The 25,681-nt window shown below is 57.7% G+C and carries 27 protein-coding genes; 13 read left to right on the forward strand and 14 right to left on the reverse strand.

The features are described 5' to 3' along the window. Positions 1-9: 9 nt before the first annotated feature. Entirely contained in the window at positions 10-1,146 is a 1,137-nt protein-coding gene (locus ACK4FF_RS11525; protein ID WP_409709165.1) for a hypothetical protein, read from the reverse strand. Positions 1,147-1,278: 132 nt separating this feature from the next. Next, on the reverse strand, positions 1,279-2,739 hold the full coding sequence (locus ACK4FF_RS11530; protein WP_409709168.1) for a flavin-containing monooxygenase: 1,461 nt from the start codon (positions 2,737-2,739) through the stop codon (positions 1,279-1,281). A gap of 207 nt (positions 2,740-2,946) precedes the next feature. On the opposite strand from ACK4FF_RS11530, the gene ACK4FF_RS11535 reads away from it, so the two are divergent. Further along, entirely contained in the window at positions 2,947-3,411 is a 465-nt protein-coding gene (locus tag ACK4FF_RS11535) for a GlcG/HbpS family heme-binding protein (RefSeq protein WP_409709171.1), read from the forward strand. 5 nt (positions 3,412-3,416) lie between these two features. Here ACK4FF_RS11535 and ACK4FF_RS11540 read toward each other — a convergent pair whose 3' ends face one another. The 5 genes from ACK4FF_RS11540 to ACK4FF_RS11560 are packed head-to-tail and all read right to left on the reverse strand — an operon-like array spanning position 3,417 to position 9,840. Next, positions 3,417-5,336 (reverse strand): B12-binding domain-containing radical SAM protein, encoded by a 1,920-nt coding sequence (locus tag ACK4FF_RS11540; protein WP_409709174.1) that lies wholly within the window; start codon positions 5,334-5,336, stop codon positions 3,417-3,419. A 38-nt stretch (positions 5,337-5,374) separates the two neighbouring features. Further along, positions 5,375-5,644, reverse strand: a complete 270-nt coding sequence (locus tag ACK4FF_RS11545; RefSeq protein WP_409709177.1) for an indolepyruvate ferredoxin oxidoreductase subunit alpha — start codon at positions 5,642-5,644, stop codon at positions 5,375-5,377. Next, on the reverse strand, positions 5,641-7,371 hold the full coding sequence (locus ACK4FF_RS11550; RefSeq protein WP_409709180.1) for a hypothetical protein: 1,731 nt from the start codon (positions 7,369-7,371) through the stop codon (positions 5,641-5,643). Before ACK4FF_RS11550 ends, ACK4FF_RS11545 begins: the two co-directional genes overlap by 4 nt. A gap of 40 nt (positions 7,372-7,411) precedes the next feature. Beyond that, positions 7,412-8,629 carry a pyridoxal phosphate-dependent aminotransferase gene (locus ACK4FF_RS11555; RefSeq protein ID WP_409709183.1) on the reverse strand — a complete coding sequence of 406 codons (1,218 nt, stop codon included), beginning with the start codon at positions 8,627-8,629 and terminating at the stop codon, positions 7,412-7,414. 35 nt (positions 8,630-8,664) lie between these two features. Next, positions 8,665-9,840 (reverse strand): MFS transporter, encoded by a 1,176-nt coding sequence (locus tag ACK4FF_RS11560; RefSeq protein ID WP_409709186.1) that lies wholly within the window; start codon positions 9,838-9,840, stop codon positions 8,665-8,667. A 120-nt stretch (positions 9,841-9,960) separates the two neighbouring features. Here ACK4FF_RS11560 and ACK4FF_RS11565 point away from each other — a divergent pair, with 120 nt between their 5' ends. Beyond that, on the forward strand, positions 9,961-11,439 hold the full coding sequence (locus ACK4FF_RS11565; protein WP_409709188.1) for a PLP-dependent aminotransferase family protein: 1,479 nt from the start codon (positions 9,961-9,963) through the stop codon (positions 11,437-11,439). On the opposite strand, the gene ACK4FF_RS11570 is transcribed toward ACK4FF_RS11565, so the two are convergent. Continuing rightward, positions 11,440-12,237 carry an SDR family NAD(P)-dependent oxidoreductase gene (locus ACK4FF_RS11570; protein ID WP_409709191.1) on the reverse strand — a complete coding sequence of 266 codons (798 nt, stop codon included), beginning with the start codon at positions 12,235-12,237 and terminating at the stop codon, positions 11,440-11,442. Positions 12,238-12,329: 92 nt separating this feature from the next. Beyond that, positions 12,330-12,653, reverse strand: coding sequence for an ArsR/SmtB family transcription factor (locus ACK4FF_RS11575; protein WP_409709194.1), 324 nt, complete (start codon positions 12,651-12,653; stop codon positions 12,330-12,332). 101 nt (positions 12,654-12,754) lie between these two features. Between ACK4FF_RS11575 and ACK4FF_RS11580 the strand changes: the two genes are divergently transcribed. Both ACK4FF_RS11580 and ACK4FF_RS11585 read left to right on the forward strand, forming a co-directional pair. Continuing rightward, a complete protein-coding gene (locus ACK4FF_RS11580; protein ID WP_409709197.1) occupies positions 12,755-13,006 on the forward strand; it encodes a DUF1653 domain-containing protein in 252 nt (83 codons plus the stop codon). A gap of 92 nt (positions 13,007-13,098) precedes the next feature. Next, positions 13,099-14,154 carry a putative solute-binding protein gene (locus tag ACK4FF_RS11585; protein ID WP_409709200.1) on the forward strand — a complete coding sequence of 352 codons (1,056 nt, stop codon included), beginning with the start codon at positions 13,099-13,101 and terminating at the stop codon, positions 14,152-14,154. Positions 14,155-14,230: 76 nt separating this feature from the next. On the opposite strand, the gene ACK4FF_RS11590 is transcribed toward ACK4FF_RS11585, so the two are convergent. Beyond that, the gene (locus ACK4FF_RS11590; protein ID WP_409709502.1) at positions 14,231-14,824 is read right to left on the reverse strand and encodes an IMPACT family protein; all 594 of its coding nucleotides are present in this window, start codon (positions 14,822-14,824) and stop codon (positions 14,231-14,233) included. Positions 14,825-14,956: 132 nt separating this feature from the next. Between ACK4FF_RS11590 and ACK4FF_RS11595 the strand changes: the two genes are divergently transcribed. The 5 genes from ACK4FF_RS11595 (at position 14,957) to ACK4FF_RS11615 (ending at position 19,971) form a co-directional block, all read left to right on the forward strand. Then, positions 14,957-16,051: a hypothetical protein gene (locus ACK4FF_RS11595; RefSeq protein WP_409709203.1), complete on the forward strand. Its 1,095-nt coding sequence runs from the start codon at positions 14,957-14,959 to the stop codon at positions 16,049-16,051. Beyond that, complete coding sequence (locus ACK4FF_RS11600; protein ID WP_409709206.1) at positions 16,048-16,869, forward strand: SDR family oxidoreductase; 822 nt, start codon at positions 16,048-16,050, stop codon at positions 16,867-16,869. The genes ACK4FF_RS11595 and ACK4FF_RS11600 overlap by 4 nt, the downstream gene beginning before the upstream one ends. 150 nt (positions 16,870-17,019) lie before the next feature. Then, positions 17,020-17,871: a response regulator gene (locus ACK4FF_RS11605; RefSeq protein WP_409709209.1), complete on the forward strand. Its 852-nt coding sequence runs from the start codon at positions 17,020-17,022 to the stop codon at positions 17,869-17,871. Beyond that, entirely contained in the window at positions 17,868-18,650 is a 783-nt protein-coding gene (locus tag ACK4FF_RS11610) for an HDOD domain-containing protein (protein ID WP_409709212.1), read from the forward strand. The genes ACK4FF_RS11605 and ACK4FF_RS11610 overlap by 4 nt, the downstream gene beginning before the upstream one ends. A gap of 1 nt (position 18,651) precedes the next feature. After that, positions 18,652-19,971, forward strand: coding sequence for an HD domain-containing phosphohydrolase (locus ACK4FF_RS11615; protein WP_409709215.1), 1,320 nt, complete (start codon positions 18,652-18,654; stop codon positions 19,969-19,971). Here ACK4FF_RS11615 and ACK4FF_RS11620 read toward each other — a convergent pair. The 4 genes from ACK4FF_RS11620 to ACK4FF_RS11635 form a co-directional block, all read right to left on the reverse strand. Further along, positions 19,968-20,312: a hypothetical protein gene (locus tag ACK4FF_RS11620; protein ID WP_409709218.1), complete on the reverse strand. Its 345-nt coding sequence runs from the start codon at positions 20,310-20,312 to the stop codon at positions 19,968-19,970. The genes ACK4FF_RS11615 and ACK4FF_RS11620 overlap by 4 nt on opposite strands. A 31-nt stretch (positions 20,313-20,343) precedes the next feature. Further along, entirely contained in the window at positions 20,344-20,718 is a 375-nt protein-coding gene (locus tag ACK4FF_RS11625) for a phosphopantetheine adenylyltransferase (RefSeq protein WP_409709221.1), read from the reverse strand. Between the two features lie 2 nt (positions 20,719-20,720). Then, a complete protein-coding gene (locus ACK4FF_RS11630; protein WP_409709224.1) occupies positions 20,721-21,530 on the reverse strand; it encodes a helix-turn-helix domain-containing protein in 810 nt (269 codons plus the stop codon). A gap of 529 nt (positions 21,531-22,059) precedes the next feature. Then, a complete protein-coding gene (locus ACK4FF_RS11635; protein WP_409709227.1) occupies positions 22,060-23,097 on the reverse strand; it encodes a glutathione S-transferase N-terminal domain-containing protein in 1,038 nt (345 codons plus the stop codon). A 224-nt stretch (positions 23,098-23,321) separates the two neighbouring features. On the opposite strand from ACK4FF_RS11635, the gene ACK4FF_RS11640 reads away from it, so the two are divergent. The 4 genes from ACK4FF_RS11640 to ACK4FF_RS11655 all read left to right on the forward strand — a co-directional run bounded on the left by ACK4FF_RS11640 (position 23,322) and on the right by ACK4FF_RS11655 (position 25,621). Beyond that, the gene (locus ACK4FF_RS11640; RefSeq protein WP_409709230.1) at positions 23,322-23,525 is read left to right on the forward strand and encodes a cold-shock protein; all 204 of its coding nucleotides are present in this window, start codon (positions 23,322-23,324) and stop codon (positions 23,523-23,525) included. Between the two features lie 120 nt (positions 23,526-23,645). Next, a complete protein-coding gene (locus ACK4FF_RS11645; RefSeq protein WP_409709233.1) occupies positions 23,646-24,101 on the forward strand; it encodes a YaiI/YqxD family protein in 456 nt (151 codons plus the stop codon). 109 nt (positions 24,102-24,210) lie between these two features. Then, complete coding sequence (locus ACK4FF_RS11650; protein WP_409709236.1) at positions 24,211-25,080, forward strand: PAAR domain-containing protein; 870 nt, start codon at positions 24,211-24,213, stop codon at positions 25,078-25,080. Further along, complete coding sequence (locus ACK4FF_RS11655) at positions 25,055-25,621, forward strand: hypothetical protein (protein ID WP_409709239.1); 567 nt, start codon at positions 25,055-25,057, stop codon at positions 25,619-25,621. The genes ACK4FF_RS11650 and ACK4FF_RS11655 overlap by 26 nt, the downstream gene beginning before the upstream one ends. The last annotated feature ends 60 nt before the right edge of the window (positions 25,622-25,681 follow it).

A 25,681-nucleotide genomic window follows, 5' to 3' on the forward strand; every position in this document is an offset into this window, starting at 1 on the left:
CAATTCAGTTCAGGGGCGTGAACCCGTGGGGAATGGCCACGTGGTGGTGGCGCCTTTGAGTTTGCGAGGCTTGGCAGCCCCGGAGCGACGCCTGCGCACAGGTTTGACCGGCGTAAGCAATGCCAAAGGCGTCACCTCGGAAGGCGAGAGTGCGGTTTTGGACGGTTTGCGGACGGGGCTGACGGTTTTGCTAGTAGCTACAGTGGACACAGCGTTCGATTCAATGACAGGTGCGGCTGGAGCGGTATCAGGCACTGGGGCCCTGACCACCCCAGGCGACTGAGGTTGAGCAACAGTTTTCACTGCTGCGGAAGGTGATATTTTATCTGATTCGACGGTAGATTTCACCCCCTTGTTCTTGGGTGGGGGTTCGATGGGCGGCACCTTCACCGACGGTTTCGGCAAGGCGGTTTTCACCAAACTTTTCACGGCCTTGGACACGGCTTTGCCCACATCAGCAGGGGCTTTGGGCGTAGCAGCCTTGACCGATTTGACTGGCTTTTCAACTGACTTGGCCGCTGCTTTCAACACCGACTTGACCGCCGATTTTGCAGCAGACTGAATGGCCTTGGACTTGGATGTCGGCGCAGGTTTACTGGGCACCTTTGCAGTCGCTTTAGGAGCTGCTTTAGGAACTGCTTTAGGGGCCGCTTTCGGAGCCGCTTTCGCAGCAACTTTCGGGGCTGCTTTGCTAACGGGCTTGGGCGCCACCGACTTTTTGGACACTGGCTTGGCCGCCGGTTTCGCTGAAGCTTTGGGAGCAGCTTTGGGAGCAGCCTTGGCTGCTGGTTTGGGCGCCGACTTAGTGGCAGGCTTCTTGGCGGCGGGCTTATTGGCTGGCTTGGTGGCTGGCTTAGCGGCTGGCTTAGCGGCAGGCTTGTTAGCAACCTTAGGCGCAGGCTTGGCCGCGGCTTTCACGGCCGGCTTGGCAGCGGGTTTTGTGACAGGTTTGGACACCGGTTTAGCAACTGGCTTGGTGGCTGATTTCTTGGCCACAGGCGCAGCAGCCTTCACTTTGGGGGCGGCAGGAGCCTTGCTGGCGACTTTGCTGACTGCCTTGACAGCGGGCTTGACCGGCGTTTTGGTGGCCGGTTTCACCGCACCTTTGGCACCGGATTTCGCGGCAACGGGTTTCTTGGCGGGCATGTCACATTCCCCCTTCGTTCTTAGAAATATTCTGAACAGTGTACGGCTAAGGGCTTGAATACTCAACAAATCATCTGCACGAAACCCATGCAGGTGAGCAATAAACCGACACTCAACGAAGGGGGTTGGCCATCAGGCCTCGAACAGCAGGCCCGGTTCATCAACCGGGTCTTTGGCCAAAACCTGCTGGTCGTGATAGTAGTCCTGCTTGTTGCGCCAGGGGTGCACCGCACCCTGTCTGGGCAATTGGTCGGCCACACGCAGCAGGTAATTGGAGTTCAAACCACCCAGCACAGTCATTTCGTTGACGCGTTCCACACCCTCGGCTTGGGGCATCACCACACTCAACCCCTGCTGGTCCATGTGGTTCAGTACCCTGCACACAAACTTGGACACCAAATCAGACTTCAGGGTCCATGAGGCGTGGGTGTACCCCAGCACAATGGCCGCGTTGGGCAAATCCTGCATCAAGGCACTCTTGTAGAACATTTTGTCGGACAGGGTCACCGCCTTTTTGTCGACCGACAGGGCAATGCCACCGGCCATCTGCACATTCAAACCTGTGGCAGTAACCACCAAGTCGGCGGGCAGCAACTCGCCCGATTTCAGGCGAATGCCCTCGGCCTCAAACCGCTCAATGTGGTCGGTCACAACACTGGCTTTGCCGCTGCGCAGGGCTTCGAAAAAGTCGCCATCGGGCACCAGGCAAAGGCGCTGGTCCCACGGCATGTAACTGGGCGTGAAATGCGACATGCTTACATTCGACCCCTTGAGCTGGCGGCGAACCAAGCCGATGATGATTTTGCGCATGGTTTCAGGCCGGGTTTTACAGGCCTTGAACAGCCAATGCGCCAGGCCGATGGTGCGCAGTCGGTTCAGTTTGTACGCCAGGCCAGCAGGCAAAGCCTTTTGAAGGGTTCGGGTGATGGCGTCCACTGAGGGCAGGCTCAGAATATAGGTGGGTGAGCGCTGCAGCATGGTGACATGCCCAGCCCGTCCAGCCATGCTGGGCAGCAGGGTCACTGCGGTGGCTCCACTGCCGATCACCACCACCTTCATGCCGGTGTAGTCCAAGCCCTCTGGCCAATGCTGGGGGTGCACAATTTGACCCTTGAAGTTCTCTTCACCCGGAAAGTCGGGGCGATAGCCTTTGTCGTAGTTGTAATACCCCGCGCAACACCAGAAGAATCGGGCGCGGTGCAGCTCTTCTTCGCCGGTGGCCTCGTTGATGGCTTTCACAATCCAGCGGCGCGCTTTGGAGTTCCAGTCCGCATTCAACACCCGAATGCCAAAACGAATGTGTTCAAACACCTTGTTCTCATTGGCGGCCTCGTGGATGTATTCACGAATGTCCCCGCCATGGGAGAAAAAGTGGGCGTTGCGCCACGGCTTGAAATCAAAGCCAAAGGAGAACATGTCGGAGTCGCTGCGAATGCCGGGGTAGCGAAACAAGTCCCAGGTGCCGCCGATGTTGTTGCGGCGCTCAAGGATGGTGAATTGTCGCTTGGGGCTCATGCGGCGTAGATGACTGGCGGCACTGATGCCGGAAATGCCGGCGCCGATGATCAGCACATCGTGGTCGAAATTGTTCATGCTCATTGGTCCGTGTAAAGGTGAGTCTTGATTCGTAGGTGGTCAGGCGTAACCTTCACTCAAAATGCCGCCAATGTGAATGCGCAATCCGGACAAGGATTTTCAATTGTCCGATTCGATACAACCCGGGTGATCACGCATTGCATTGCCCAGGGAGGCGGTACACACTGTCGGCTGTTTAAAAAACCACTTCACGGAGCCCCTGTCATGAGCCCTTCCATTCCCCGCCCCACCGTGCCCACAGTGCTGCCCCCGGAATACGGCCCCCCCCTGACGGCCGCCCAGGCAGCCCGGATGATGAAGGCGGCAGAAGACGTGGCCAACGCCGAGGGCTGGCCCATGGTGATTGCGATTGTGGACAGCAGCGGCAGCCTGTTGATGCTGCACCGCCACGACCAAGCCCAGCGCGCCAGTGTGGATGTGGCCATTGCCAAAGCCACGACAGCGGTGAACTTCCGCCGTGAAACCCGCGTGTTTCAAGAATTGGTGGCCGGTGGCGGCTTGGGCCTGCGCCTGCTGGGCATGCCTCACATGACCCCGCTGGAAGGTGGAATGCCGATTCTGCTCGAAGGCAAAGTGGTGGGTGCGATTGGCGTGTCAGGCATGCATTCGACGCAGGACGAGTACGTGGCCAAGCACGGCCTGGCTGCCATCGGTGCGCTTCAAGCCTGATTGGGTCAGTGAGTGGTCAAGCCGAGGGCTTGGGCGATAAAGCCCCGGGCCACGGTGGGCTTGGGCACTTTCACGTCGAACCACTGGCGCACGTTCTGGTCCAGCCCTACCCCGTGCATGTAGTTGTACAAGGCTTTGTTCAAGGCCCGGCCCATGGCCTCGTGATCGGTGCCGGTGGGGTCGACAAAGCCGATGTCGTTGCGGGCAAAACGGCCTTCGGCCAGCGGCGCCAAAGTCACCCCATAGTCCTGCGGGTTCTTGCCCACCGGTGAATGCACCGTGCACGCAAAGCGGTGGAAATAGCCCGACTGAATGCACCCTTCTTCAAACAACTGGCGCACATATTCCAGCGCATCCACTGTGTCCTGCACGGTTTGCGTGGGGAATCCGTACATCAGGTAAGCGTGTACCAGCACCCCAGCTTGTGCGAAGCTGCGGGTGACACGGGCCACTTGTTCCACAGACACACCCTTTTTCATCAAGGCCAACAGCCGGTCTGACGCCACTTCCAAACCACCGCTGATGGCGATGCAACCACTGCGTGCCAGCAGTTCGCACAGTTCGGGCGTGAACGATTTTTCAAAACGAATGTTGCCCCACCAGGAAATGCTCACGCCCCTGCGCAGCAGTTCTTCAGCCAAGGCCCGCAAGGCTTTGGGCGGTGCGGCCTCGTCGACAAAATGAAAACCGGTTTGACCGGTTTCAGCCACGATGGCTTCAATGCGATTGACCAACTCGGTGGCTGTGGCATTTTCGTAGCGGGCTATGTAGTCCAGCGACACGTCACAGAAACTGCACTTTTTCCAGTAGCAGCCATGCGCTACGGTCAGCTTGTTCCAGCGCCCGTCACTCCACAAGCGGTGCATGGGGTTGAGCATGTCCAACAGGCTGAGGTACTGGTCCAGCGGTAGCCCATCCCAGGTGGGGGTGCCTACATCCTGAAACGGCACATCGGGCTCGGGCCATTGCAGATACTGCACCTCGCCCGCATCGTTGCGCACAAAAGTCCGAACCAGGCGGCTGACGCCCCGTTGCCCTTGCAGGTGCTCGATCAGGCAGAGCACGGGGCGTTCACCGGCGTCCAAGGTGACAAAGTCCACAAAGTCAAACAGACGCGGCTCGGACAGTTCACGCAATTCGGTGTTCACATAACCGCCCCCCAACGCGATGCGGGTGTCCGGAAACTCCGCCTTGATGGCCTGGCCAATGCGCAAGGCTGCGTACACGGCACCAGGGAACGGCACTGACAGCAACACCAAATCAGGCTGGTGTTCGTCGCAGGCCTCCAGGGCCAGGCTCACCAGCACGTCATCGACCAAAGTGTTGGGTGCGTCCAGCGCCTCGGCAAGCGGGTCGAAACTGGCTTGGCTGGCCGCCAGTTGTTCTGCGTATCGCACAAACTCGAAGCGCGGGTCGATGCAATCGCGAATCACGTCCGACAGGTCGTTCAAATACAGCGTGGCCAAATGCCGGGCTTTGTCCTGCAAGCCCAAACTGCCAAAGGCCCAAGCCAAGGGGTCTTCTCCGTCATGGCCCGCGTAGTTGTTCAGGGCGTCAAAACGCATGCCCTCGGGCAACCAGTTTCGGCTGTTGATTCGATGGGCCAGGGTGGAATCGCCACCTTGCAGAAAACGAATGACCGGACCAATCGAGCTTCGGTAGCGGTCAAAGTGATTGAGGAAAAAATGGACCGTTTCGGGCAATGCCTGCCCGTCATCCAGCATGGCCTGTGCCTCGTCGGCCACCGCATCCAGGCCTTCAGGCGAAAACAGGCGCAGCACGAGGCCCAAGGCCACATCCGCCTGAACGGCATTCACCCCCCTGCCCCTCAAAAAACCGGTGAGGTAGGCGGTGGACGGGTAAGGGGTGTTGAGCTGCGTCATCGGAGGAATGAGCGACAGCACGGTCAAAGGCTTGGTCTGCATGCCCGCGATTATCGGGCATGCCGCACCCGGGGGTCAATTCAACCGGTGCAACCCACCGGTGTGGCCGGCGGCAATACTTTGGACATCTCTCTGTTGAAGTCGAGGTAGCGCCGCTGGTCGGCCGGCACATCCTTGTCCTGAAAAATGGCATCCACGGGGCACTCAGTCACACACACATTGCAGTCAATGCACAGGTTGGGGTCAATCACGAGGTAAGCGTCCGCCTCCCGAAAGCAGTCCACCGGGCAAGGGTCTACACAGGCTTTTTCTTTGCATTTGTAGCAAGGCTCGGTGACGACAAAGGTCATGATTGCACCTCCAGGGCATCGGCGTCGGTTTGAAACTGGCGGTCAATCCAGGCTTTGCTGCCGAATTCAAAACTGAATGGGTCTTGTGTGGCCAACACGTGGTTCAACAAGCGTTGGTACAACACGCCCAATGCCTCGGTGTACGCCAAGGCGGTGCCCAAGTCGCGCGCGGAATAAGGCTCGCCATGCTGACGAAACAGCCTTAAGTCAACGAAACCGGGCAAAGGAGTGCCCCCCATGGTCAGCGCATAGGGCGAACGGATGCAGTACCGCACTGTGGCGTGCACATGCCCTGCGTGATGCTGGTCTGACCACACCGTGGTGTCCGCCATTTTGGGTGCGAAAAACCAGGACCGGTTCTCAGGCACTGCCCCGGAAGGCACATGGCTGGGTGTGTAATGCCAACTGTTGTAGCGCATACGCGCCGACACCGCATTCAACACACCCTGCAGGGTTCGTGGTGCCAAATGGGCTCGGGCTCCAGCGCTGGGCACCACATGGCAGAAGTATTCCGCCTGGCTCCAGTCGCACAATTCGGCATGTTGCCCCTCACGCAGGGCATGCACAAACGCCTGAAAGGAACGCACACCACGGCTCATGGAAAAATCAGAACCTGTGACCTCGACAACACGCTTGAGCAAGGCATCAATCAGGAACTCAAGATCGCTTGCAAACGGGCTGCTGGCCGAGCGCAGCCGCCGGTGATGAATCAGATTGCTCAACGCCTGATTGTCAAAGAACTCCGAGGCAGACACGTCCACACCCAAGGCCTCTTGAATCAGCGCATGGGATTGGGCCCGCAAGGTGATGCGACGCAGTTCATCGCCCAGCAGCCAATGGGGCAGATACCGCTCTTGTTTGGACAAGTTCAGGCCATTGATCTCGCGCACAAACTGCCCTTGTTCCATCAGGCGGCTACGCATCTGGGCCAATGCGTCTGCCTGTGACTCCGGGCTTAAAGCCACGAATGCATCAAAATCCTGTTCTTCCCCCTGGCTTGATGCCTGATAGTCACCAAACCGCTTCAGAAACCAAGCCTGTAAAGACAGCGGTGTCAACTGTCGACCATTGAATTCTTCCAGGCGGGTGTAGCCACCCGAACGCCACAGCAAGTGCATGCAACGGGTCAACACCACACAGTCCATCGGCGCGTCGTGCCCTTGCTGGATGACGGCCTCCAACGCGGTGTGCAACGTGGTTTCCCACACAAACTCGTCAGTGCCTACGTAATAAAAGTTGGAAAAGCACTGCCGCTCGACATGCAGAACGAGTGGCGCCATGTGGGTAATGCCATCCTGCAAGGCACGGGCAGCATCCATCAACTCGCCCTGCGTCACCGACTGCCTCAGATCACTGGCCCACATCGTCCAGTGGTTTTGGGCAAACAGGGTACGGGCACCCGCTTCAAAATGGACAAAGGAAGGCACGCTGAATTGACGAACCAGCCGCAGGTGAACACGGTGCTGATGGTAGTCAGCGATGTTGACAATTCGACACTGACCATGGGGCCTCATCACCAAAGCCAACTCAGCGGTGTTGGTGTCTGGGTCCTGTCCACCCCCCAGCAGGTACTCGGCAATACAACGCTCAAAGTGGCTGAGGGCTGAAAGTGTTGCTTTGAGCGGTACACGCTGGTTGAAGGTCAGGCATCGGCTGAGCACATCCGACGTGCCCATGGTGGTCTGCCCTAGACGCACCAAATCATCGATCATCGCTTGGATGGTCATGGTCATATCCTCGGGTAAGCAGGCCAAAGTGGCCTGCGCATCAGTTGTTCAATACGAGCTCGCGGTCCTGAGCAGGCCCCACTTCGCGCAGAAACTGGTTGATGCGATCGCTGGCTGTAACCAAGCGCTTGAGATCAACAGCGTAAGATATGCGCGCATTGTCCGGACTGCCAAAGCCAGAGCCCGGCACAATCGAGACCTTGTAATCGCTGAGCAAGTGCACGCACAACTCGTCCACCGAAGTAAGGACGTGGCCTTTGTAGCGTCGCCCCACAAAATGACTCAGATTTGGAAAGGCATAGAACGCCCCTTGAGGACTGGCCAACTTCACGCCAGGAATCGCACGCAAAGTACGTACAAGGTAGTCACGGCGCAGCGAAAAACGCTCCTGCATGTCTGGGTCATTTGATTCAAGTGCCCCCAGCGCGGCCCACTGCGCCACCGAGCACACATTGGAGGTGACGTGGCCTTGCAGGTCACGGAACGCACGGGCAAACCGCGGGTTGGACAGCGTATAGCCCAGCCGCCACCCGGTCATTCCCCAGGTTTTGGACCACCCGTTCACGATGACGGTGTTCTCCAACAAATGGGGGCTCAGTTGTGCAATCGACCAATGGGCTTGTCCGTCATAAATCAACTGGTCATAGATTTCATCCGAAATGATCACAAGCCGATGACGGATGGCAAAGTGCGCCAAATCCTCAAGCTCCCTGAGACTGTAGACCGCGCCGCTGGGGTTACTGGGGCTGTTGATGACGAGAAGTTTGGTGCGCGGTGTGACCAGCTCCTCCAGCATGGCACCATTCATTTTGAAGCCGGTCGCCTCAGTGGTTTTGCACAGCACCGGCACGCCTCCACACAACTTGACCTGTTCGGGATAGCTGACCCAGTATGGAGTCTGAATCAGCACTTCATCACCAGGGTTCAACAGTGCTGCAAACACATTGAACAGGGCATGTTTCCCACCATTGCTCACGACAACCTGGTCGGGTGCATAAGTCAGGTTCAACCGCGCTTTGACATGGTCTGCAATGGCTTGCCGAAGGCTTTCATGCCCGGCCACATCGGTGTAACGGGTCATGCCGGTTTGCATGGCTTCAATCGCACGTTCACAGGCACTCTGCGGTGTGGGTGTGTCTGGCTCACCCACACTGAGGTTGACCACATCGTGCCCCTCACGAATCATTCGCTTGGCTGTGGCATCCAGAATAAGGGTGGGTGACGGCACAATGTCCGTCACACGTTGCGACAAGTTCATGAAAATCCCCGAGGTTGAATCAGATTAAAAAGTAGTTATGCGGCACTGCGCTTCACCGCATAAAAGCGGGCTGCCAGCCCCCACTGCACAGTGACCACACCCAGCAGAATCAGCAGGACTGGTGTGTACCCCCACCCCACGGCAACGTGGGCCACCAACAGGGGAAACAGGTACACCGCCACGAAATACGACAGGCTGAAATACACCATCACTTGCGGCCTGTAGACAGGCTCGGTGTGCTGGGCACACTGCGCCTGAATCAAGGGGTAGAGCAAGCCATACGCCACACCCAAGGTCATTGCAGCAAGGATGTAGATCGGTGTGGTCAAAGGCCTGACGGTCATCATCAACAAGGCTATGGCCATCAACCCAATCAGGCCCTTGCAGGCCCGCGCAGGCGAGTGCTTGGCCAAAGCCTTGGCCAACAGCAGGCGTGCCAGCACCACCGCTACGCTGTAAGCCCCGTAAAAAAGTACATAAGCTTGGCCCACAGATTCTGCATAGGTGGTCTGCAGATTAATCATGGCGGTGTATACACAGGCGCCCAGAAACACCAGCACCAGGAAAAGGGACCCGGGTTGAGTCATGATGGTTTTGATTTCCCGGATCCCTTGGTGCCCGGTCTCCAATCGAATTGAGCCGTATGCCTGAGTGCCACGCGCCACGCGCAAAGCCACCATGAATGCCATCGCGCTGCTCACCAGGCCAACTCCGAATACGGTTGAATGGCTTAAGCCCCAGTCGTGCAAAAGAGCAGCCGCCAGGGGCCCCAAGCCGACCCCCAGCGTGCTGAAGGCCGCATACTCCGTAAAAATTTGCGTGCGTTGCCCATCGGACACCACCGAGGACAAACAGATTGGACCGAACGTGAACACCAAGCCCCAACCCATGCCCTGCATCAGCGAGGCCACAAAGTAAAACGGCAGTAACCCACCCACAGAATCCGCAAGCACATACACGAGGCAACCGAGCGCATAAACCCCGCAACCGACCGGGGCCAAACGCACCAGGCCCCACCGCCGCAGGCATGGCACACCGACTGCAATCACCGCGAGTGTGCCCACCGCCCCGGTGGCATAGACCTCCGCGAAGAACACCTCATTGCGCCCCATGTCCCGAAAGTACAAAGGCAGAGACAAAAACAGACCGGAGGCAAAAGCCACCAGAAAACGTTCCAGATACAACCCTCGTCGAACTGCTGTCGCTTGCATGATGTCATCCAACGCACAACGGAAGGTTCATATACCCCCCTCTTTCAAGTGAGAATCCAACTTAAACACTCTGTTAAAGTTCGGCTAGAACCACTGTTGTCATAAAAGTTGGAGCCAGTCGTGGATTACTCCGTTGTGCAGGAGCTGCTTGACGCCGTGTTAGTCGAGCATGAAAAGTTTTCGTTCCAAAAACGCTTGTGTCTCGCCATCAAAAACGGGATACGCAGCGGGCGACTGGCATCAGGCTTGCGACTTCCTGCGTCGCGTGATTTGTCCAGCCACTTGGGTGTTGCACGCAACTCCGTGCTGTATGCCTACGATCAACTGGCTGCCGAGGGGTATCTGGTCGCCACGCCCAAGGGCACCTGGGTGGCCCAACTGCAACAGCTTCAACAACTGGACCAGGCCAAGGGCGGGCAGTCGCCTCAACTGTCGCAACGCGGGCAATCCATGCCGCCACATTGGCGTACGCATTCCGACATCGTCAAGCCATTCACCCCCGGCATTCCCGATGTGTCACGGTTTCCGCTGTCGCGTTGGCGTTCGATGCTGTCGCGCACCTATGCGTCCATCAACACACGGCGCTTGAGCTTCGGTGAAATAGGGGGTGAACCCGAACTGCGCGAAGCACTGGCCACGCACCTTCGCGCCAGCCGCGGCGTGATGTGCTCAGCTCGCAACGTCATCATCACCCAAGGCGCCCAAGGCGCATTGGATTTGGTGGCACGCATGCTGGCCGACCCGGGCGACGTGGCTTGGGTAGAAAACCCGGGCTACTACTTTGCGAAAACCTGCTTTCGGGCAGCCGGGCTGGATGTGCGCGGCATGCCGGTGGATGAAGATGGTGCCCGCATCAATGACATGGATTGGGATGCGGACAAACCCCGCTTGGTTTACCTGACACCGGCCTACCAGTATCCACTGGGCTCGGTGTTGTCGATGCCAAGGCGGGCGCAGTTACTGAACCAGGCATCGCGTTACAACACCTGGGTGATTGAAGACGATTACGACAGCGAGTTACGTTACAGCAGCGACCCCATTCCTGCCCTTCACGGATTGGCAAGCAATGCGCCCGTGATTTATGTCGGTACGTTCAGCAAAACATTGTTGCCAGTGCTGCGCGTGGGGTTTCTGGTGGTGCCGGACGACATTGCGCACACCATGTCGATGATTGCAGCCCAGTTCACGCGGCCCGGCCACGTTGTGGAGCAAGTGGCCCTGGCCAAGTGGATTGAGGCGGGCCATTATGCGCGCCACATCGGTGTGATGCGGGGGCTGTATGCAGAGAAGCAGCGGGTGCTGCGGCAGGCTTTGCACACCCACCTGCCCCGCGAAGTGTTGGTGACGGGGGGCTCCGCCGGCCTGCAACTGGCAGCCCGCTTTCGCCAACCGCTGGACGATTTGGAATTGAACCGCCGCTGCAAAGACCAGGGGCTGGTGGTGGCCCCGCTGAGTACCTATTACTTGCCCGAAACACCGGCAGACCTTCGTGAAAGTGGCATGCTGCTGGGCTATGGCACCATTCACACCAGCACCATTGAAGACTCGGTGCGCAAGCTGCGGCAAGTCATTGACGAACTGCGCAGCCCCACCGCCTGATCAGCTTGGTCGGCTGAGTAACTTGACCATCAACGTGACCGCACGCCGTGGACTGAAGCGCACGCTCTGCGCCATCACCCAGTTCATCACACCGGGGATGTACACACGGCGACCAGCCTTGTAGGCCGAGTACCCATCAACAGCCACGGCTTTGGCAGTGGGCAGTTTCTTGCCTTTGACCAAAGCGGAATCGTGCATGGCGGCTTTGTCCTGAAAACCCGAGGCCGTCGGCCCGGGGCACAAGGCCATCACGGTGGCGCCCGTGCCCGTCAGTTCCTCTGCAATCGCCTCAGTGAAGCTGAGCACATACGCCTTTGTGGCGTAGTACACAGCCATGTAGGGCCCTGGCTGAAAGGACGCGGTGGAGGCCACGTTCAGAATTCCCCCTTGGTGCAGCAACACATCGGGAAGAAACTGTTTGGACAGAATGGTCAAGGCCTCCATGTTGAGTGTCATCATTGACAGCTCGCCCTCCAAGACTGAATGGCGAAATTCACCGAACAAACCCACACCGGCGTTGTTCACCACATGTCCAACACTCAAGCCTTTGGAGCGCACCGTATCCACAAGAGCCTGCGCAGCGCCGGGCTTGGACAGGTCTGAAGGAATGCACACCACCGAAACCCCGTATTGCTGTTGCCACTGTGCGGCCAAGGCTGTCAAGGTTTCAGCACTACGTGCACTGACAATCAAGGGAATACCGTCTGCGGCAAAGCACTCGGCCAAATGCAGGCCGATGCCCGAGGATGCACCAGTGACCAATGCATGGGTCTGCTGCTGGCTGGGGGTTGAATTCATGTCTGTCTCCGTTGGTCAGTTAATTTTCTAATCGGTCGATTGGTTTAAACACATCAACGCGTTGTGTGTAATTGTTTTTCATTGCAGCACTTTTAGCTGCAGGCGACTTCCGCTTGGTCAATCAGTTTTTTCAATTGGGCAATCGAGTCATCCCACACCAGGAAGTACACGTTCTCACGCGACTGGCGCTCAGAATCCACCAAGCCTGCCTCTTTGAGTACCTTGAGGTGATGGGACACGGTCGGCCTGGCGCACTCCACATGCTCTGCCAACTCTCCCACATTCATTCGCACACCTTTGGCCAACAGCAGCAGGATCTCCTGCCGGTTCACATCACCTAGGGCGTGAAACAAGGGTGCACAGGCCAGTAAAGACTTGCGCACGTCCTTCAGTGTCCACTTCCGGGGTTTGCTCATAGGGCCTCCAAGGCGGAAAGCGTTGACCAAATTCAACCCATGGTAAACTGCCAAACACGTTTGTCAAGCCCCTGATTCTTTTCTATTTTTTCGGATTTTCCATGGAATCTACTGCGCACTTGAATATCCACCCCGGCGACCTGTATCAACATTACAAAGGCGGGCTTTATGAAATCATCTGTGCAGCCATCAACGAGGCTGACCTCAGCCCCATCGTGGTGTACCGCCCTTTGCAGGGCAACACAGCGCAAGCGTGGAGCCGCCCGCTGACCGTGTTCTTTGAGGTCATTGAAGTTCAGGGGCAGCACGTGCAACGCTTTGTGAAAGTCAATCCAGGCACTGCAACCGCCTGATGTTTTTGTCCTCTTCGATCAATGGTTTCGAAGGCGGCTGCTGCAATAATCAGCGGCTATAAGAACCACAAATCGACAGAGGGAGACACCGAATGCATTACCCCAAAACCTTGATTGCTGCGATTGGTCTCGGCTTGAGCCTGGCAGCTTCGCCTGCCCTAGCCCAAACCCCCATGAAAGCCAAACTGTGCGTCTACGACCTGCTGGGCGCCGCTGGCGACGTCTACAACATGTCGAAGGATTTTGTGGTCGCGGCCAAAGGCTTGGGGGCAGACCTTGAACTGCGCGCCTACACTGACGAGCGCGTGGCCACGCAGGACTTCATTGCCGGGGAATGCGACGCCGTGTTTGCCACAGGCTTTCGGACCCGCCAGTTCAACGCCACCACCGCCGTGCTGGATTCACTCGGTGTGTCGTCCATCGTGAAGAACAACAAAGTGGACATGGACGCCAGCTACGAAGTGGTGCGCCGTGCCATTCAGTTGTTTGCCCAGCCACAGGCGGGCAAGCTCACCGTGAACGGCAAGTATGAGATTGCCGGGATTATCCCCTTCGGCACAGCCTACCCAGTGGTGAATGACAGGAAGATCACCACGGTAGAAGACTTGGCCGGCAAGAAGATTGCTGCGTTCGACTACGACAAGGCGCAAGCGGTGATGATTCAGAAGATTGGTGCCCAGCCCGTGTCGGCGGACATCACCAACTTCGCCAGCAAATTCAACAACGGCGCAGTGGACATGATTGCGGCCCCCGCAGCCGCCTACAAACCGCTGGAACTCTACCGGGGCATCGGCACCAAAGGTGCGGTGAACCGCTTCCCTATCGTGATTCTGAGTTACCAAATGGTGATCAACACGGCCAAGTTTCCCGATGGCTTTGGTTTGAAATCCCGCCAGTATTGGCTCAGCCAGTTTGACCGTGCGCTGCAAATTATTCTGCGCGCCGAGAAAACCATTCCCGAAAAAACATGGAGCGACCTGCTGCCCGAGAACATGATCAAGTACACCATCATGTTGCGTGAATCGCGCGTATCGATCGCAGAACAAGGCCTGTACGACAAGAATGGCCTGCGTTTGATGAAAAAGATTCGTTGCGGGATCAACCCTGCCGATTCAGAGTGTTCCACCAAAAGCGAAAACTGGAACTGATCTGAGACTGAGCGCCTCCGTCTTCACCCTGGACGGTCGTGTTGTGCAAGCCCGCCCCACCTGAGGCGGGCTTTTTTCATGGGGCTTTGGCATGCCAAACCACAACGCCAGCCGACGATGCAGTCACTGCTGCACGAAAAGCCGCTTCCTGATGCAAAAGCAGTTGAATGTCGAATATCACGCCTTGGGCATGATGCACCTGCAAGGCTACCGCGTCGAACAATGCCAGTTGCCTGCGAACCCAGCCCTCCAGTGAATACGGCACTTCAAACCGAAGCACCGTCTTCGCCACGATGGGCACTTTGACCGCCTGTTTGACGGCTTGGGCAATGCAGTCCGAGTACGCACCGACCAACCCGCCCGCGCCCAGCTTCACACCGCCGAAGTAACGAACTACTGTGGCCAATACACCTTGCAAGTCTTGGTGCCGCAGTACATCCAACATGGGCCGGCCTGCGGTGCCACTGGGCTCGCCATCGTCCACCGCGGCAGATTGACCTCCGGCCAAGAGCGCCCAGCACACATGCGCTGCACCGGGGTGCGCGGCTTTCAATGCGGCCACCACAGCCTGCGCTTGGGCGCGGTCTTCCACCGGCTGAATGCAGCCAATGAATCGGCTTTTTTTGATCAACAGCTCGCTGTGGACAGGGGCTTGAAGCGTAAAGGGCATAGGGCTCAACAGGTCAGCAAGGCATGTCGGCATTGTGCCAGCCATGTTGTAAACCGTGCCGTTGCCGTTGACTGGACACACAATTTTCAATAAAGTGATGGCAAGCGTCATCAAAATAAAACCGGAGACAGCATGAGCAGCATTCACACCCCTATTCGCACTTTCGACGGTGCACGCAAGGCAGCAAGGCCCATGGACCGCGTGGCCAATGTCCGCGCCGCGTCCGAAGAGTTTCATGGCTTGATGCGCAACAAACCCCAAGTGAAGTTTTACAAGTCGTTCGAACTGATTCGCGTGCCCTACCCCACCAAGTTCGCGTACCTGAATGCCTATTCGGCCCCTACCCCATTTGTTCACCTGTGCAACCGAATGATCGTCATCCAGTTCGACAGCGCGGAAGGCCTGAAAACCTTGCTGGTTGGACCGTCTGACTGGGAGAACCAGCGCGAAGTGCCATTCTTTGCGAACCTGGACAAACAGGCTGGCCCTTTGTCTGGCGTGATGGAACGGTTGCTGTTCAAGAAAACATCCACGGTGCTGCAGTGTCTGGAACAACTGGGCCTGACTGGTGAAGACATCGACTACATCACTTACGACCACCTGCACACCCAGAACCTTCGCCGCTGGCTGGGTGGCGAGGGGTACAACGCCCTGTTCCCCAAGGCCAAACTGCTCATCATGCGTGAGGAATGGGAAAGCACACAGGCTCTGATTCCGTGGCACAACCAGTGGTATTGCCCCTCCGGCATTGCAGGCATTGCTGCAAACCGGGTTGAACTTCTGGAAGACAGCGTGTTCCTCGGTGATGGCTCAGTGGCATTGATCAAAACCAAGGGGCACACCGAGGGCAATCACTCCATCGTGGCCCACACCCCACAAGGCTTGCTGGTCACCAGCGAAAACGGGGTGGCGCTGGACTCGTGGGAGCCCTCACAGTCCAACATGCCCGGCTTGGCCAAGTACGCCCGACAAACCCAAGCGGAAGTCATCATCAATGGCAACACGCAGGAATATGTGGTCGACCAGTACATTTCCATGGTTCAGGAAAAAACCATCGCAGGCCGCTGGCCCAAGGACGAGCGCTTCCCCAACATGATGCCCAGTTCCGAATCGGATGGTTTCTTCCTCTTCCCGGGCACCACACCCACGGTTCGCATGGGCGAGCTCGAGTTCGGCAGCCTCACCCTGCCCACCTCCCTGCCGGTGCCTGAAAAGGTGGCTGCATGAGCAAGGTCTATCTCGTCACTGGCGCGGCCTCCGGTATCGGACAAGCGCTGGCTCGCCAACTGCTGAGTGGTGGCCATATTGTGGTGGCTTGTGACGTGAACATGGACGGGTTACACACCTTGGCGACCGATGCCACCGTCAGCCGCCTAACGCTGCACAGCCTGGATGTGCGAAAACCTGAGGCCTGGCAGGCCGTGGTTGCGGACACCGTGGCCCGTTGGGGCCGCATCGACACGCTGTGCAATGTGGCTGGGGTATTGAAAGAAAACTGGTGCGATGCTGCCACCCCGGCCGAGGTGGACTTTCACATGGACATCAATGTCAAAGGTGTGGTGTTTGGCGTGCAAGCCGTGGTGCCGCACATGAAAAAGGTCGGCAAGGGCCATATTGTGAACATCGCCTCCCTGGCGGCCCTGTCCCCAGTGCCCGGCCTGTCGCTGTACAGCGCCAGCAAATTTGCGGTGCGGGCCTACTCACTGGCCATTGCCATGGAACTGAAAGCCCACGGCATCAGCGTCAGCACCATTTGTCCCGATGCGGTTCAAACCCCAATGCTGGACATTCAAATGGGCAAGGACGAAACCGCCCTGACCTTCTCAGGTTCCCGGGCGCTGACCGCTCAGGAAGTGGTGGATGCCATTGTGGACTCCGAACGCACCCAGGTGATGGAAGTCATGCTGCCTTACACGCGCGGCCTCACCGCCAAATTGGCCAACTTGGCCCCCGCGCTTAGCGCCAAAGCCATCGGTTTGTTCAAAGCCGCTGGCAAAAAGCGGCAGGCGGCCATCCAGGGTGGTAAAGACAGCACCCGGGCTTAGGCTTAACACAGGGGCAAACACCCCTCTTCTTACAGGTTAACCCGTAGCTCAAAACTGCAAAATCTATCGAAAGAAACCATTTAACTTTCGATTGAAACTGCCGTTAAAGAGTTGTGGGGCATTCACACCGCCCCGGACGAGGAGCCCCCAATGAACAGCGTCGAGCCCATCGAGCGCCCCCAACACCTCCTGCTGGTGGATGATGAAGACAATGTGCTTCGCTCGCTGACCCGTGCCCTGAGGCGTGATGGCTACCAATTGCACACCGCCCACTCAGCCAGTGAAGCGCTGGATGTGCTCAAACACCATCCGATCGATGTCATTCTCTCCGACCAACGCATGCCGGAACAGAATGGCACCGAATTCCTGAGCCAAGTCAAAACCCTGTACCCACAGACCGTCAGGCTGATGCTGTCCGGCTACACGGAAGTGGGTAGCGTCACAGACGCCATCAACGAAGGGTCAATCTACAAATTCCTGACCAAACCCTGGGACGATGACCAACTTCGGGCCAACATTCGGGAAGCCTTCCACCGCCATCACATTGAAACCCAAAACCTGCTGCTGCAACGGGAAGTGGAAGAGGTCAACGCCGAACTGCTGCAACTGAACCACACCCTGGAGCAGGAACTGCAAGACCGAAACCTGCGCATTGAACGGGACACCTCGGTGGCCTGCGTCATGCAGGAAATGATGGACCTGTTGCCCTTGGGCATACTGGGTGTGGACCAGGATGCGGAAATTGTCTGGAGCAATGCCTTGGCTGGGCAACTGCTCGGCCTGCAGGAAGGCGAACTGATTGCACAAACGCTGGACGTGTTGCCACTTCCGTTGAAAGACGCCATTGACGACCACCTGTTTGACCCACAACCCCAATGCAGCGCCTGCACACTTGACTTTGGCCACGGGCCTGTCCGTGTGGACCTCAAGCCCATGGGTGGCAAAAGCAGGTCCTCGGGATGCCTGGTGCTTCTGACACCCAGCCAGCGGAGCGCATCATGAGCCACCTCTGCGGCGTGCTGACCTTACCGGCGCTGAGCACACAGTCACCCGCCTTGCTGGCCAAGGTTCAGAATGACGATTTGTCGCTGAAGGAATTGGCCAACGCACTGAAGCTTGACCCGGGTTTGACCTCCCGCCTGCTGCATGTGGCGAACTCGCCATTCTTTGGCGTCAGCGGACAAATCGCCTGCATGGAAGAAGCCGTGATGGTGCTTGGCATGGCGCGAACCAAAAGCCTGGTGCAGGTTGAAGTGCTGCGCGGGGTGGTGAACTGCCCGCCGTGGAATCAGGTTGACCTCAAGCCCTTTTGGCGACAAAGCCTGGTGATGGCCGCCATCTGCGAGCACGTGGCACGCCGCATTGGCGCGCCCGCTTCAGAAGCCTTCAGCGCTGGGCTTTTCCATGCCGTAGGCCTTTTGGCGCTGCTGCAACAAGAACCCCAGCGTGTACTTCACCTGTTCAGCACAGGCCAAGACACCCCGCCCTGCACCACTGCGCAAGTGGTGCAATGCAGTGAACAAGCCCAACTGGGCGCTGAGGTGCTGCACACCTGGCATTTCCCCAACGAGTTAATGGATGCCGTGGCACAGCAATACGACCCGCCGCAACAAAGCACCGGCATTCTGACCCGTGTGCTGCAACAAAGCCACACATTGCGCAGGTTAATGGCCTGCAAAACTGATTGCAGTCAAACAGCCCCCTGCCCGGTGGACGATGACGAACTGGATGCGGCCCGTCATGCAGTGCACACCTTGCTGACCATGCTGGGCGAGGCTTGACATGACCGACACCACTCAACCCTGCCTGCTGCTGGTGGACGACGAACCCAACGTCATCAGTGCACTGCGCAGAACCCTGCGCACAGAGGCATGGCACATTGAATCCACCTCCGACCCTGAACAGGCCGCAGAACTGGCCAAGCAGTGCAAGCCCGCTGTCATTTTGTGCGACATGCGCATGCCTGGCATGAATGGGGCGCAAGTGCTGGCCCAAGTGCACCGCGTGGTGCCCCTGTGCACCAAACTGCTGTTGACTGGGCACGCTGACCTCAGTTCAACCATTGACGCCATCAACAGCGGGCATGTGGACCGCTACCTCACCAAGCCATGGGACGATGCCGAGCTTAAGCAGGTGCTTCGTCATGCCTTCGCGCTGAACACCGTCAAACTGGAACGGGATCACCTAGCCCAATCGCTGTCAGTCAAAGTGAAGGAACTGGAACACCTGAACACTGAACTGGACCAGCGCGTGGCCATGCGCACCGCAGAAATTGCCCAAGCCAATTTGTTCCTGGAAAACGCCTATCAGGAATTGCAGGCCCAGTTTCTCAGTTCAGTGAAAGTGTTCGCCAACCTGCTGGAGTTAAGCTCGCCCGCACTGGCAGGCCATGGCCGACGTGTCGGTGAGTTGGCCCGTTTGCTGGCGATGGAAATGGGCCTACCCGAATCGGAGGTGCACCACATTCATGTGGCAGGCCTGCTGCACGACCTCGGTAAAATTGGCTTGCCCGAGAAGGTGCTGACCACACCCTTCACCTTGCTTGAGCCGATGAACCGCATGGCCTTGGCCAAACATGGCGTGAAAGGCCAAACAGCCCTGCTGCCGCTGCCCGACATGCAAACCCCCGCGCTGTACATCCGCCATCACCACGAGCGGCTGGACGGGCAAGGTTACCCGGATGGCCTGTCCGGCACGAGTATTCCGCGAGGTGCGCGTGTACTGGCGGTGGCCGAAGACTTCGATGAACTACAGCAAGGTTGGCTGTCTGCCAACCGATTGGCCCAAGAAGATGCCTTGGCATTCATTCTGGCTGCAAGCGGAAAACGTTACGACCCCGATGTGGTTGCCGCGCTGCCTCTGGCCCTTGAAAAACTGGAAGCTGCCCCCCGGGATGATGAACAACTGGTTGACAGCCATCAACTCATCCCGGGCATGGTGTTGACGCGGGACTTGGTCAACCATGAAGGCCTGCTGGTGGCCGCCAAGGGCACCACTGCCAACACCACATTGGTTCAACACCTTCGGGAACTGCACAGCACCGGCCAGCCTGTGGTGAAGGTGTATTGCAAAGCGGTGAAGCCAGTCGCGCCCATGGTTTAAACCCGTGTAGCCTGCTGCCCCAGCAACAAAGCCTTCACATCACCTCCGCAACGGGCAATCTGCACCAGCAGATACACGCACAGGAACATGGCACCACCGGTGGCTGCACACAGCCCGAGCACCACACCCGCAGCGCTGTGCCCATGCCGCCATGACACCCAAATGCCCGACAAGGCCAACACAATCAGAAAATCCATGTTGAATTGCCCCTGCCAATTAACCGCCGCGATCGCCCCGAAAAAATGGGGCAGCAGGTTCAAGCCTTGGTCTTGAATCACCAGCACCGTGTAGGCCGTCAACGCCAACAACTCCACCACCAAAAATAGTTTCAACCACTTCATTGCCCTCTCCTTCATTGAACAATCAAAACCTTCAGTCAGTGCCACGCCACAGCGCAGCCGTGCCCACCAGCAAGAACACCACAGCCACCCAATCCACCTTCACCACGCGCAATACGGCGGCATTCAAACCAGGGTGGCTTGCCGCCAGCAGCATGAAGCTCACCACACTCACCCAAGCCAAACCGTAGGCCAGCAAGCGCCAGGGTGCATGCAGTGCGCTGGCCAGCATCACACCGCCCAACAGCCCAAACAGCACCGCGCGGTGGCGCATCAACAGGGCAAGATTGGGTTCGCCCACAGCGATGCCATACAAGGCATTCAAACGCTCGGCACCCAACACCCCCACCAAGGGCAAAAGGTGAATTACCCCCACCACTGCTATACATATCGCGGACAACTGCATCATGATCAAACCCCTTTGGGCAGCGAACCCACCGTGTGCAATTCATTGGATTGAAACGCTAGACGTGCGGCCTCATTGACGGGGTACAGCAATTCAATCCGCAAAGATTCCACCGTGATATCCAAGGGCGTTCCAAAGGTGGTGATGGTGGTCATGAACGCCAACTCCTGCCCATCGACAGCGCCAAAACGCGTGATCAAGGTGGGCGACTTCGGGCTGGGCAAACCGCTGACCTGCTTCATCCATGCCTGTGGCACTGAAGCCAATAGCGGTTGCAGCTGCGGCAAATGCATGGCCTCGGCCTGAAGGCGCCGCAGCAGGTAAGGCACCACCTCGTCCCGGTTCACAATTCGGGTCAAAAGCCCCCCGGGTGCCAGCATCCACTCAATCAAATTGGGCGTGCCCTGCGGTGCGCTCACCGGCATGCCCAGCAACTCGAAAAGCTTCAGCACACCGCCATTGAAACGCAGCAGGTTCCAGTCCGCATCCAGCACTATGGCGGGGAAGGGTTCATGCTTGCTCAGCATCAGGTCGATGACCTGCGACACATCGTTCATGGCCCCATCCTCCAGTGTTCGGCTGGGGTACACCGGCGCATAACCAAAGGCCAGGAAGGATTGGTTGCGGTCGGCCAAAGGCGGCTCAAGTGCGTCCAGAATGGCCACCAACATTTCACGGCTGGGTTGGGCTTTGGAGGTTTCAATACAACTCAAGTGGCGCTGCGACACGCCAACCCGGTGCGCGAGCTCCGCTTGGCTGATGCGGCTTTGTTCACGCAGGCGCTTTAGCACCTGCCCGGAATCTTGTGGGTTCATATTCTTCTCCCTGTTGCGCACAGTGTGCCATTGCAGGGTACAGAAGACGATGACCTGACAGGTCATGAACACCAGAACCACGTCAGATAGGAACTCACCAGGGCTGGCAAGGTACTCAAGTGGTCTTTGTGATTTGGGGGCAACGAGATGCGAATTGATGGGGTAATGACTGCGCCAACCGGGCAGACAATGCAGAGCGAACGAACACCTCAGCACGATTTAATTGATCGACGAGTTGACTGCGTCAAAGACATTGCATGTGCGACGGGCATTCTCGGCGTCTGCGCCGCTTCAGTAGGAGGTTCGGTGCTTTTAGCCTTGTCTACCGACAAGATGGCGGCGGCCGCCTGCGCGGCAGGTTGGTCCGTATGCCTAGGAAGTCTCACGGTTGGTCAAACTATCAAACGCTGCTTTCCAACTCCGCCGTACCCACCCCCCAGTCCCGGGACGCTGGAAAGACACAGGCTGGCGGAATTGAATAGCCCACCACGCCAATTTACCCCGGGGGACTGAGCAGTGGTACAGGGACTCAAGCCCTGAATATCCGTTCACACGCCGTGCCCTGAATCAGGCCCATGAATTGGGCTTGGTCAGCGGGGCTGAGGGCACGGTAATCCCGGCGCAACCAGGCCAAGCATTTGGCCTGATAGGGAAAAGTTTGTTGGGTCCACAACTGGTCATCCACCTCAGCGTTGACCTCCTTGACTCCGGCCAAATGGGCCTGTTCGTTGGCAAGCATCACCGGCACGTAGGTGCGCCCTACTTCGTGGAGCAATTCGCGCAGTGTGTCTGGGCAGCCTGACACATTCAGCCAATCCTCATCACGGGGCTCAAGGCCAGTCAAATCCTCAACCAGTTGAGTCCACGCCACCACACGGGGTGCCACTTGGCAGGTCAGCGCCATCGGGGTTGGGTCGAACAAGGCCAACTGGCTCAATTGCCCGTACACGCCAAAGTCGCTGGCCCCCGGGCGCTTGCCCATCAGAAAATCATGGACACTGAAGTGCCGCTCCAAAATACCCAGCAGGCGGCGGTAACTGGCCTCAATCAAAGGCCCGGTCTCCGAGTTGGAGCCCACCACACCCAGGCGAGAAACCTGGCGCCCACCAAAAGCCTGACCAATCCATGCATGTTCCTGCTCGCTGCACTTGATGTTCATGGGCAGGGCCACAATGCGGCTGGCCCGGTCCACATCCGCCTCAAAGGCCCAGCGGTAGTGAAACATCGGCTTGGTCATCCATTCATCGGCGTAGTCCTCCAGCAGTGCATCCAGCAGGGCCAGCACTGGGTCTGTGGGCACCACCCTGCGTTCTGGGCTCAACGCGTCCAACTTGCGAATCAAAGGGGTTGAGTCGGTGACAGCCTGCAAAACTCCCGCCTCGTCGTGCAGATAAAAAGTGGGGAGCAGCGCCGGTTTGGCCACCGGCAAGCCTGCCTTCAAGTCGTTGCCCACCAAGTAACGGTATGGCAACTGGCGGTAACGCATCAGCGCCAGCATCTTGCGTGTGTAGGGTGAGCCGGGGGCGCCACTGAAGGCGATGCGGGTGTGTTTTGATGTTGTTGTCATGTCTTCCTCCTGAACCAAAGCATAGCTCAAGCCTACCCCCGAGCCGAATTGTCTTGCGTTCAACAGGGAATGAGAGGATAGTGGCCTAAGCGATCTTCAAGTACCTTCTTAGCTGTCCGGTTTTCCTCTGCCCTGCGCAGTACATTCCCTCCGTTATTTTGTCTTCTTGACTGTCGCCCCTTTTGGGGGCAACTCCCCCTTTTTATTGTTCAGGAGATTCAATCATGGCAAATGGCACTGTAAAGTGGTTCAACGATTCCAAAGGCTTCGGCTTCATCACCCCCAGCAATGGCGGCAAAGATTTGTTCGCGCATTTCTCGGCAATCCAAAGCTCCGACTTCAAAACCCTTGCTGAAGGCCAGGAAGTGACATTCGATGTCACCATGGGTCAAAAGGGCGAACAGGCATCGAACATTCGCGTCCTGTGATATTCAATTGATGCTTGGTGCGGCAGCCTTAAAGGCGTGCTGCATCCGGTATCGCACTTCCCTGCTTCGTCAGTCATCCGTTAATCTTCTACCCTTCCAATTCCCCAAACGGGTCCAGTCATGCACATCTGGGTCGACGCCGACGCTTGCCCTGTGGTCATCAAAGAAATCCTCTTTCGCGCCGCTGACCGCACCAAAGTGCCTGTCACGCTCATAGCCAACCAAATGATGCGTACCCCGCCCTCACCCTGGATCAAAGCCATTCAGGTGTCCAAAGGCTTTGACGTGGCCGACCAACGCATCGCCCAAGAAACCAATGCGGGCGACCTGGTCATCACCGCAGACATCCCGCTGGCCGCACAGGTGATTGCCAAAGGGGCCACCGTCATCGACCCACGCGGCGAATTGCTGAGCAAAGCCAACATCGAAGAACGGCTGACCATGCGTAACTTCATGGACAGTTTGCGCAGCAGTGGAGTGGACACCGGTGGGCCGCCCGCCTTGTCCAATGCAGACCGGCAAGCCTTCGCCAACCAACTGGACCGCTGGCTCAGCAAACAACTCAAAAGCCACTAGAAAACAATCAAAGGCTTGACCCAGCTTGCTTGACGTTCGGTTCTGAGCAGAACCAAAGGCAGCGCAGCGTTACCAAATAGGTAAGCCAACACCCCATTGCCCTCCCCCCATGCCCAGCAGGCCCAGCGTTGCCGGTCACGCCCAAGTTCTGGTAGGCGACACCACCACACATGGCGGCACGGTCATCTCCGGCAGCCCCAACTTCACTGTCGGCGGCATTCCCGTTGCCCGCGTCGGTGACATGGTCACCTGCCCCCTATGCAAACCCCACCTCTTTCCGATTGTTGAAGGCCAGCCCAATGCGCTGGACCAAGGCCGCCCCTTGGCGTTGGCTGGGCACACCGTAGGCTGTGGCGCCAAACTGATTGCTGTCGCGGCGGGTGCCACCGCTCCAGCACCGGCTGGCAGTTCAGGCTCGGCCGGTGGCCAGCAACCCAACACCGGGCTGGGGCAAAGTGTGGATGAATTGGTGGCCAAGTCACCCACACTGACCAAAAACCTGGACGAACTTCGCGCGGCGGGGTATCAGATTCGTTTCGGCACCCCAGGTGGGGGCTCTTCGATCAGGGGCAAAATCATTACGTTAGATCCAAACTTAAAGCAGAATCCAAAAGCATTGGTTCAAACATTGGCCCATGAAGTGGGCCACGCCAAACACCCCAAAGCCATTGATACCCGCAGCAGACAAGAATTCCTGAACAGTATGCTTGATGACGAGGGTGCCGCCACCCTCATGAATATTCAGGTTCAACGCGAAATCAAAGCCAACGGTGGGCCAGACATCGGCATTGCTGGCAACACGGGCAACCACGCGAAATACAACGCCATCTATGACACCTACCAACGCACCGGGGACAGGGCTAAGGCTATCCGCGACATTGGTCAAGTGTTCGGGCAGGGTGAGAAAACCTCGACCACCGGGCAAGCCTATGAACAGTATTATGGAGGCTGGTATGACCAGCATTACACCAAGCCCTGACGACAGCCACGCCGTTAGAGTAAGGCGACGATTAATGGCCAGCCTGCTGGCTTTGGCCTTGTGCCCCCTGACAAATGTTACCCACGCCCGGAAGCGCAGCACCATGAACAACGCCGCACCACTGAAATCGCTGATCCACACCATCACCAGTCAATCTGGGCTTGCGGTGGATCAGCTTAACGTGTTGTTGAATTCTCAATTCATCCAGAATTTAACGCTCAGTGACGAGTACTCCCTGGTCTACGAAAGCGCTCAAGCCAAAGGCATTCCAAACCTTGCAATTGAACGGGCTGAACTTCGCCTGCCTGGGCCTCGCGGGCGCTTTAAGGGCATTTTGAGTGTTTACTTGGCTGAACCAGGTCTGGCCTTTGATTCGCTTCGTACAGAACTACCCGAACTGACTTTGCTGCAAGCACCCCGAGGCAGGGCGATCGATGAAGCCACCGTGTTTGGCTACCCAAGCAATTGGGGGTCAATCAGTCTGGAAGTGTCCGGCAAAGGGACGCGTCATCTAACGGCTGTTTATTTTGAACCCAAGTAAGCAAGCAGTCCTCAACACCCATTTTTTGGTTATCCTGTCGGCTGACGCAGCATCGGTCAG

The sequence above is a fragment of the Limnobacter sp. genome (assembly GCF_046297615.1).
Lineage (GTDB): Bacteria > Pseudomonadota > Gammaproteobacteria > Burkholderiales > Burkholderiaceae_B > Limnobacter.

Excerpts from the sequence above, each read along its gene's own strand:
- ACK4FF_RS11580 (WP_409709197.1), top strand. The coding sequence starts at position 12,755 with ATGGAATCTACTGCGCACTTGAATATCCACCCCGGCGACCTGTATCAA.
- ACK4FF_RS11595 (WP_409709203.1), top strand. The coding sequence starts at position 14,957 with ATGAGCAGCATTCACACCCCTATTCGCACTTTCGACGGTGCACGCAAG.
- ACK4FF_RS11610 (WP_409709212.1), top strand. The coding sequence starts at position 17,868 with ATGAGCCACCTCTGCGGCGTGCTGACCTTACCGGCGCTGAGCACACAG.
- ACK4FF_RS11605 (WP_409709209.1), top strand. The coding sequence starts at position 17,020 with ATGAACAGCGTCGAGCCCATCGAGCGCCCCCAACACCTCCTGCTGGTG.
- ACK4FF_RS11600 (WP_409709206.1), top strand. The coding sequence starts at position 16,048 with ATGAGCAAGGTCTATCTCGTCACTGGCGCGGCCTCCGGTATCGGACAA.
- ACK4FF_RS11650 (WP_409709236.1), top strand. The coding sequence starts at position 24,211 with ATGCCCAGCAGGCCCAGCGTTGCCGGTCACGCCCAAGTTCTGGTAGGC.
- ACK4FF_RS11575 (WP_409709194.1), bottom strand. The coding sequence starts at position 12,653 with ATGAGCAAACCCCGGAAGTGGACACTGAAGGACGTGCGCAAGTCTTTA.
- ACK4FF_RS11625 (WP_409709221.1), bottom strand. The coding sequence starts at position 20,718 with ATGATGCAGTTGTCCGCGATATGTATAGCAGTGGTGGGGGTAATTCAC.
- ACK4FF_RS11630 (WP_409709224.1), bottom strand. The coding sequence starts at position 21,530 with ATGAACCCACAAGATTCCGGGCAGGTGCTAAAGCGCCTGCGTGAACAA.
- ACK4FF_RS11655 (WP_409709239.1), top strand. The coding sequence starts at position 25,055 with ATGACCAGCATTACACCAAGCCCTGACGACAGCCACGCCGTTAGAGTA.
- ACK4FF_RS11535 (WP_409709171.1), top strand. The coding sequence starts at position 2,947 with ATGAGCCCTTCCATTCCCCGCCCCACCGTGCCCACAGTGCTGCCCCCG.
- ACK4FF_RS11615 (WP_409709215.1), top strand. The coding sequence starts at position 18,652 with ATGACCGACACCACTCAACCCTGCCTGCTGCTGGTGGACGACGAACCC.
- ACK4FF_RS11540 (WP_409709174.1), bottom strand. The coding sequence starts at position 5,336 with ATGCAGACCAAGCCTTTGACCGTGCTGTCGCTCATTCCTCCGATGACG.
- ACK4FF_RS11620 (WP_409709218.1), bottom strand. The coding sequence starts at position 20,312 with ATGAAGTGGTTGAAACTATTTTTGGTGGTGGAGTTGTTGGCGTTGACG.
- ACK4FF_RS11635 (WP_409709227.1), bottom strand. The coding sequence starts at position 23,097 with ATGACAACAACATCAAAACACACCCGCATCGCCTTCAGTGGCGCCCCC.
- ACK4FF_RS11530 (WP_409709168.1), bottom strand. The coding sequence starts at position 2,739 with ATGAACAATTTCGACCACGATGTGCTGATCATCGGCGCCGGCATTTCC.
- ACK4FF_RS11560 (WP_409709186.1), bottom strand. The coding sequence starts at position 9,840 with ATGCAAGCGACAGCAGTTCGACGAGGGTTGTATCTGGAACGTTTTCTG.
- ACK4FF_RS11640 (WP_409709230.1), top strand. The coding sequence starts at position 23,322 with ATGGCAAATGGCACTGTAAAGTGGTTCAACGATTCCAAAGGCTTCGGC.
- ACK4FF_RS11525 (WP_409709165.1), bottom strand. The coding sequence starts at position 1,146 with ATGCCCGCCAAGAAACCCGTTGCCGCGAAATCCGGTGCCAAAGGTGCG.
- ACK4FF_RS11590 (WP_409709502.1), bottom strand. The coding sequence starts at position 14,824 with ATGCCCTTTACGCTTCAAGCCCCTGTCCACAGCGAGCTGTTGATCAAA.
- ACK4FF_RS11555 (WP_409709183.1), bottom strand. The coding sequence starts at position 8,629 with ATGAACTTGTCGCAACGTGTGACGGACATTGTGCCGTCACCCACCCTT.
- ACK4FF_RS11570 (WP_409709191.1), bottom strand. The coding sequence starts at position 12,237 with ATGAATTCAACCCCCAGCCAGCAGCAGACCCATGCATTGGTCACTGGT.
- ACK4FF_RS11550 (WP_409709180.1), bottom strand. The coding sequence starts at position 7,371 with ATGACCATCCAAGCGATGATCGATGATTTGGTGCGTCTAGGGCAGACC.
- ACK4FF_RS11585 (WP_409709200.1), top strand. The coding sequence starts at position 13,099 with ATGCATTACCCCAAAACCTTGATTGCTGCGATTGGTCTCGGCTTGAGC.
- ACK4FF_RS11645 (WP_409709233.1), top strand. The coding sequence starts at position 23,646 with ATGCACATCTGGGTCGACGCCGACGCTTGCCCTGTGGTCATCAAAGAA.
- ACK4FF_RS11545 (WP_409709177.1), bottom strand. The coding sequence starts at position 5,644 with ATGACCTTTGTCGTCACCGAGCCTTGCTACAAATGCAAAGAAAAAGCC.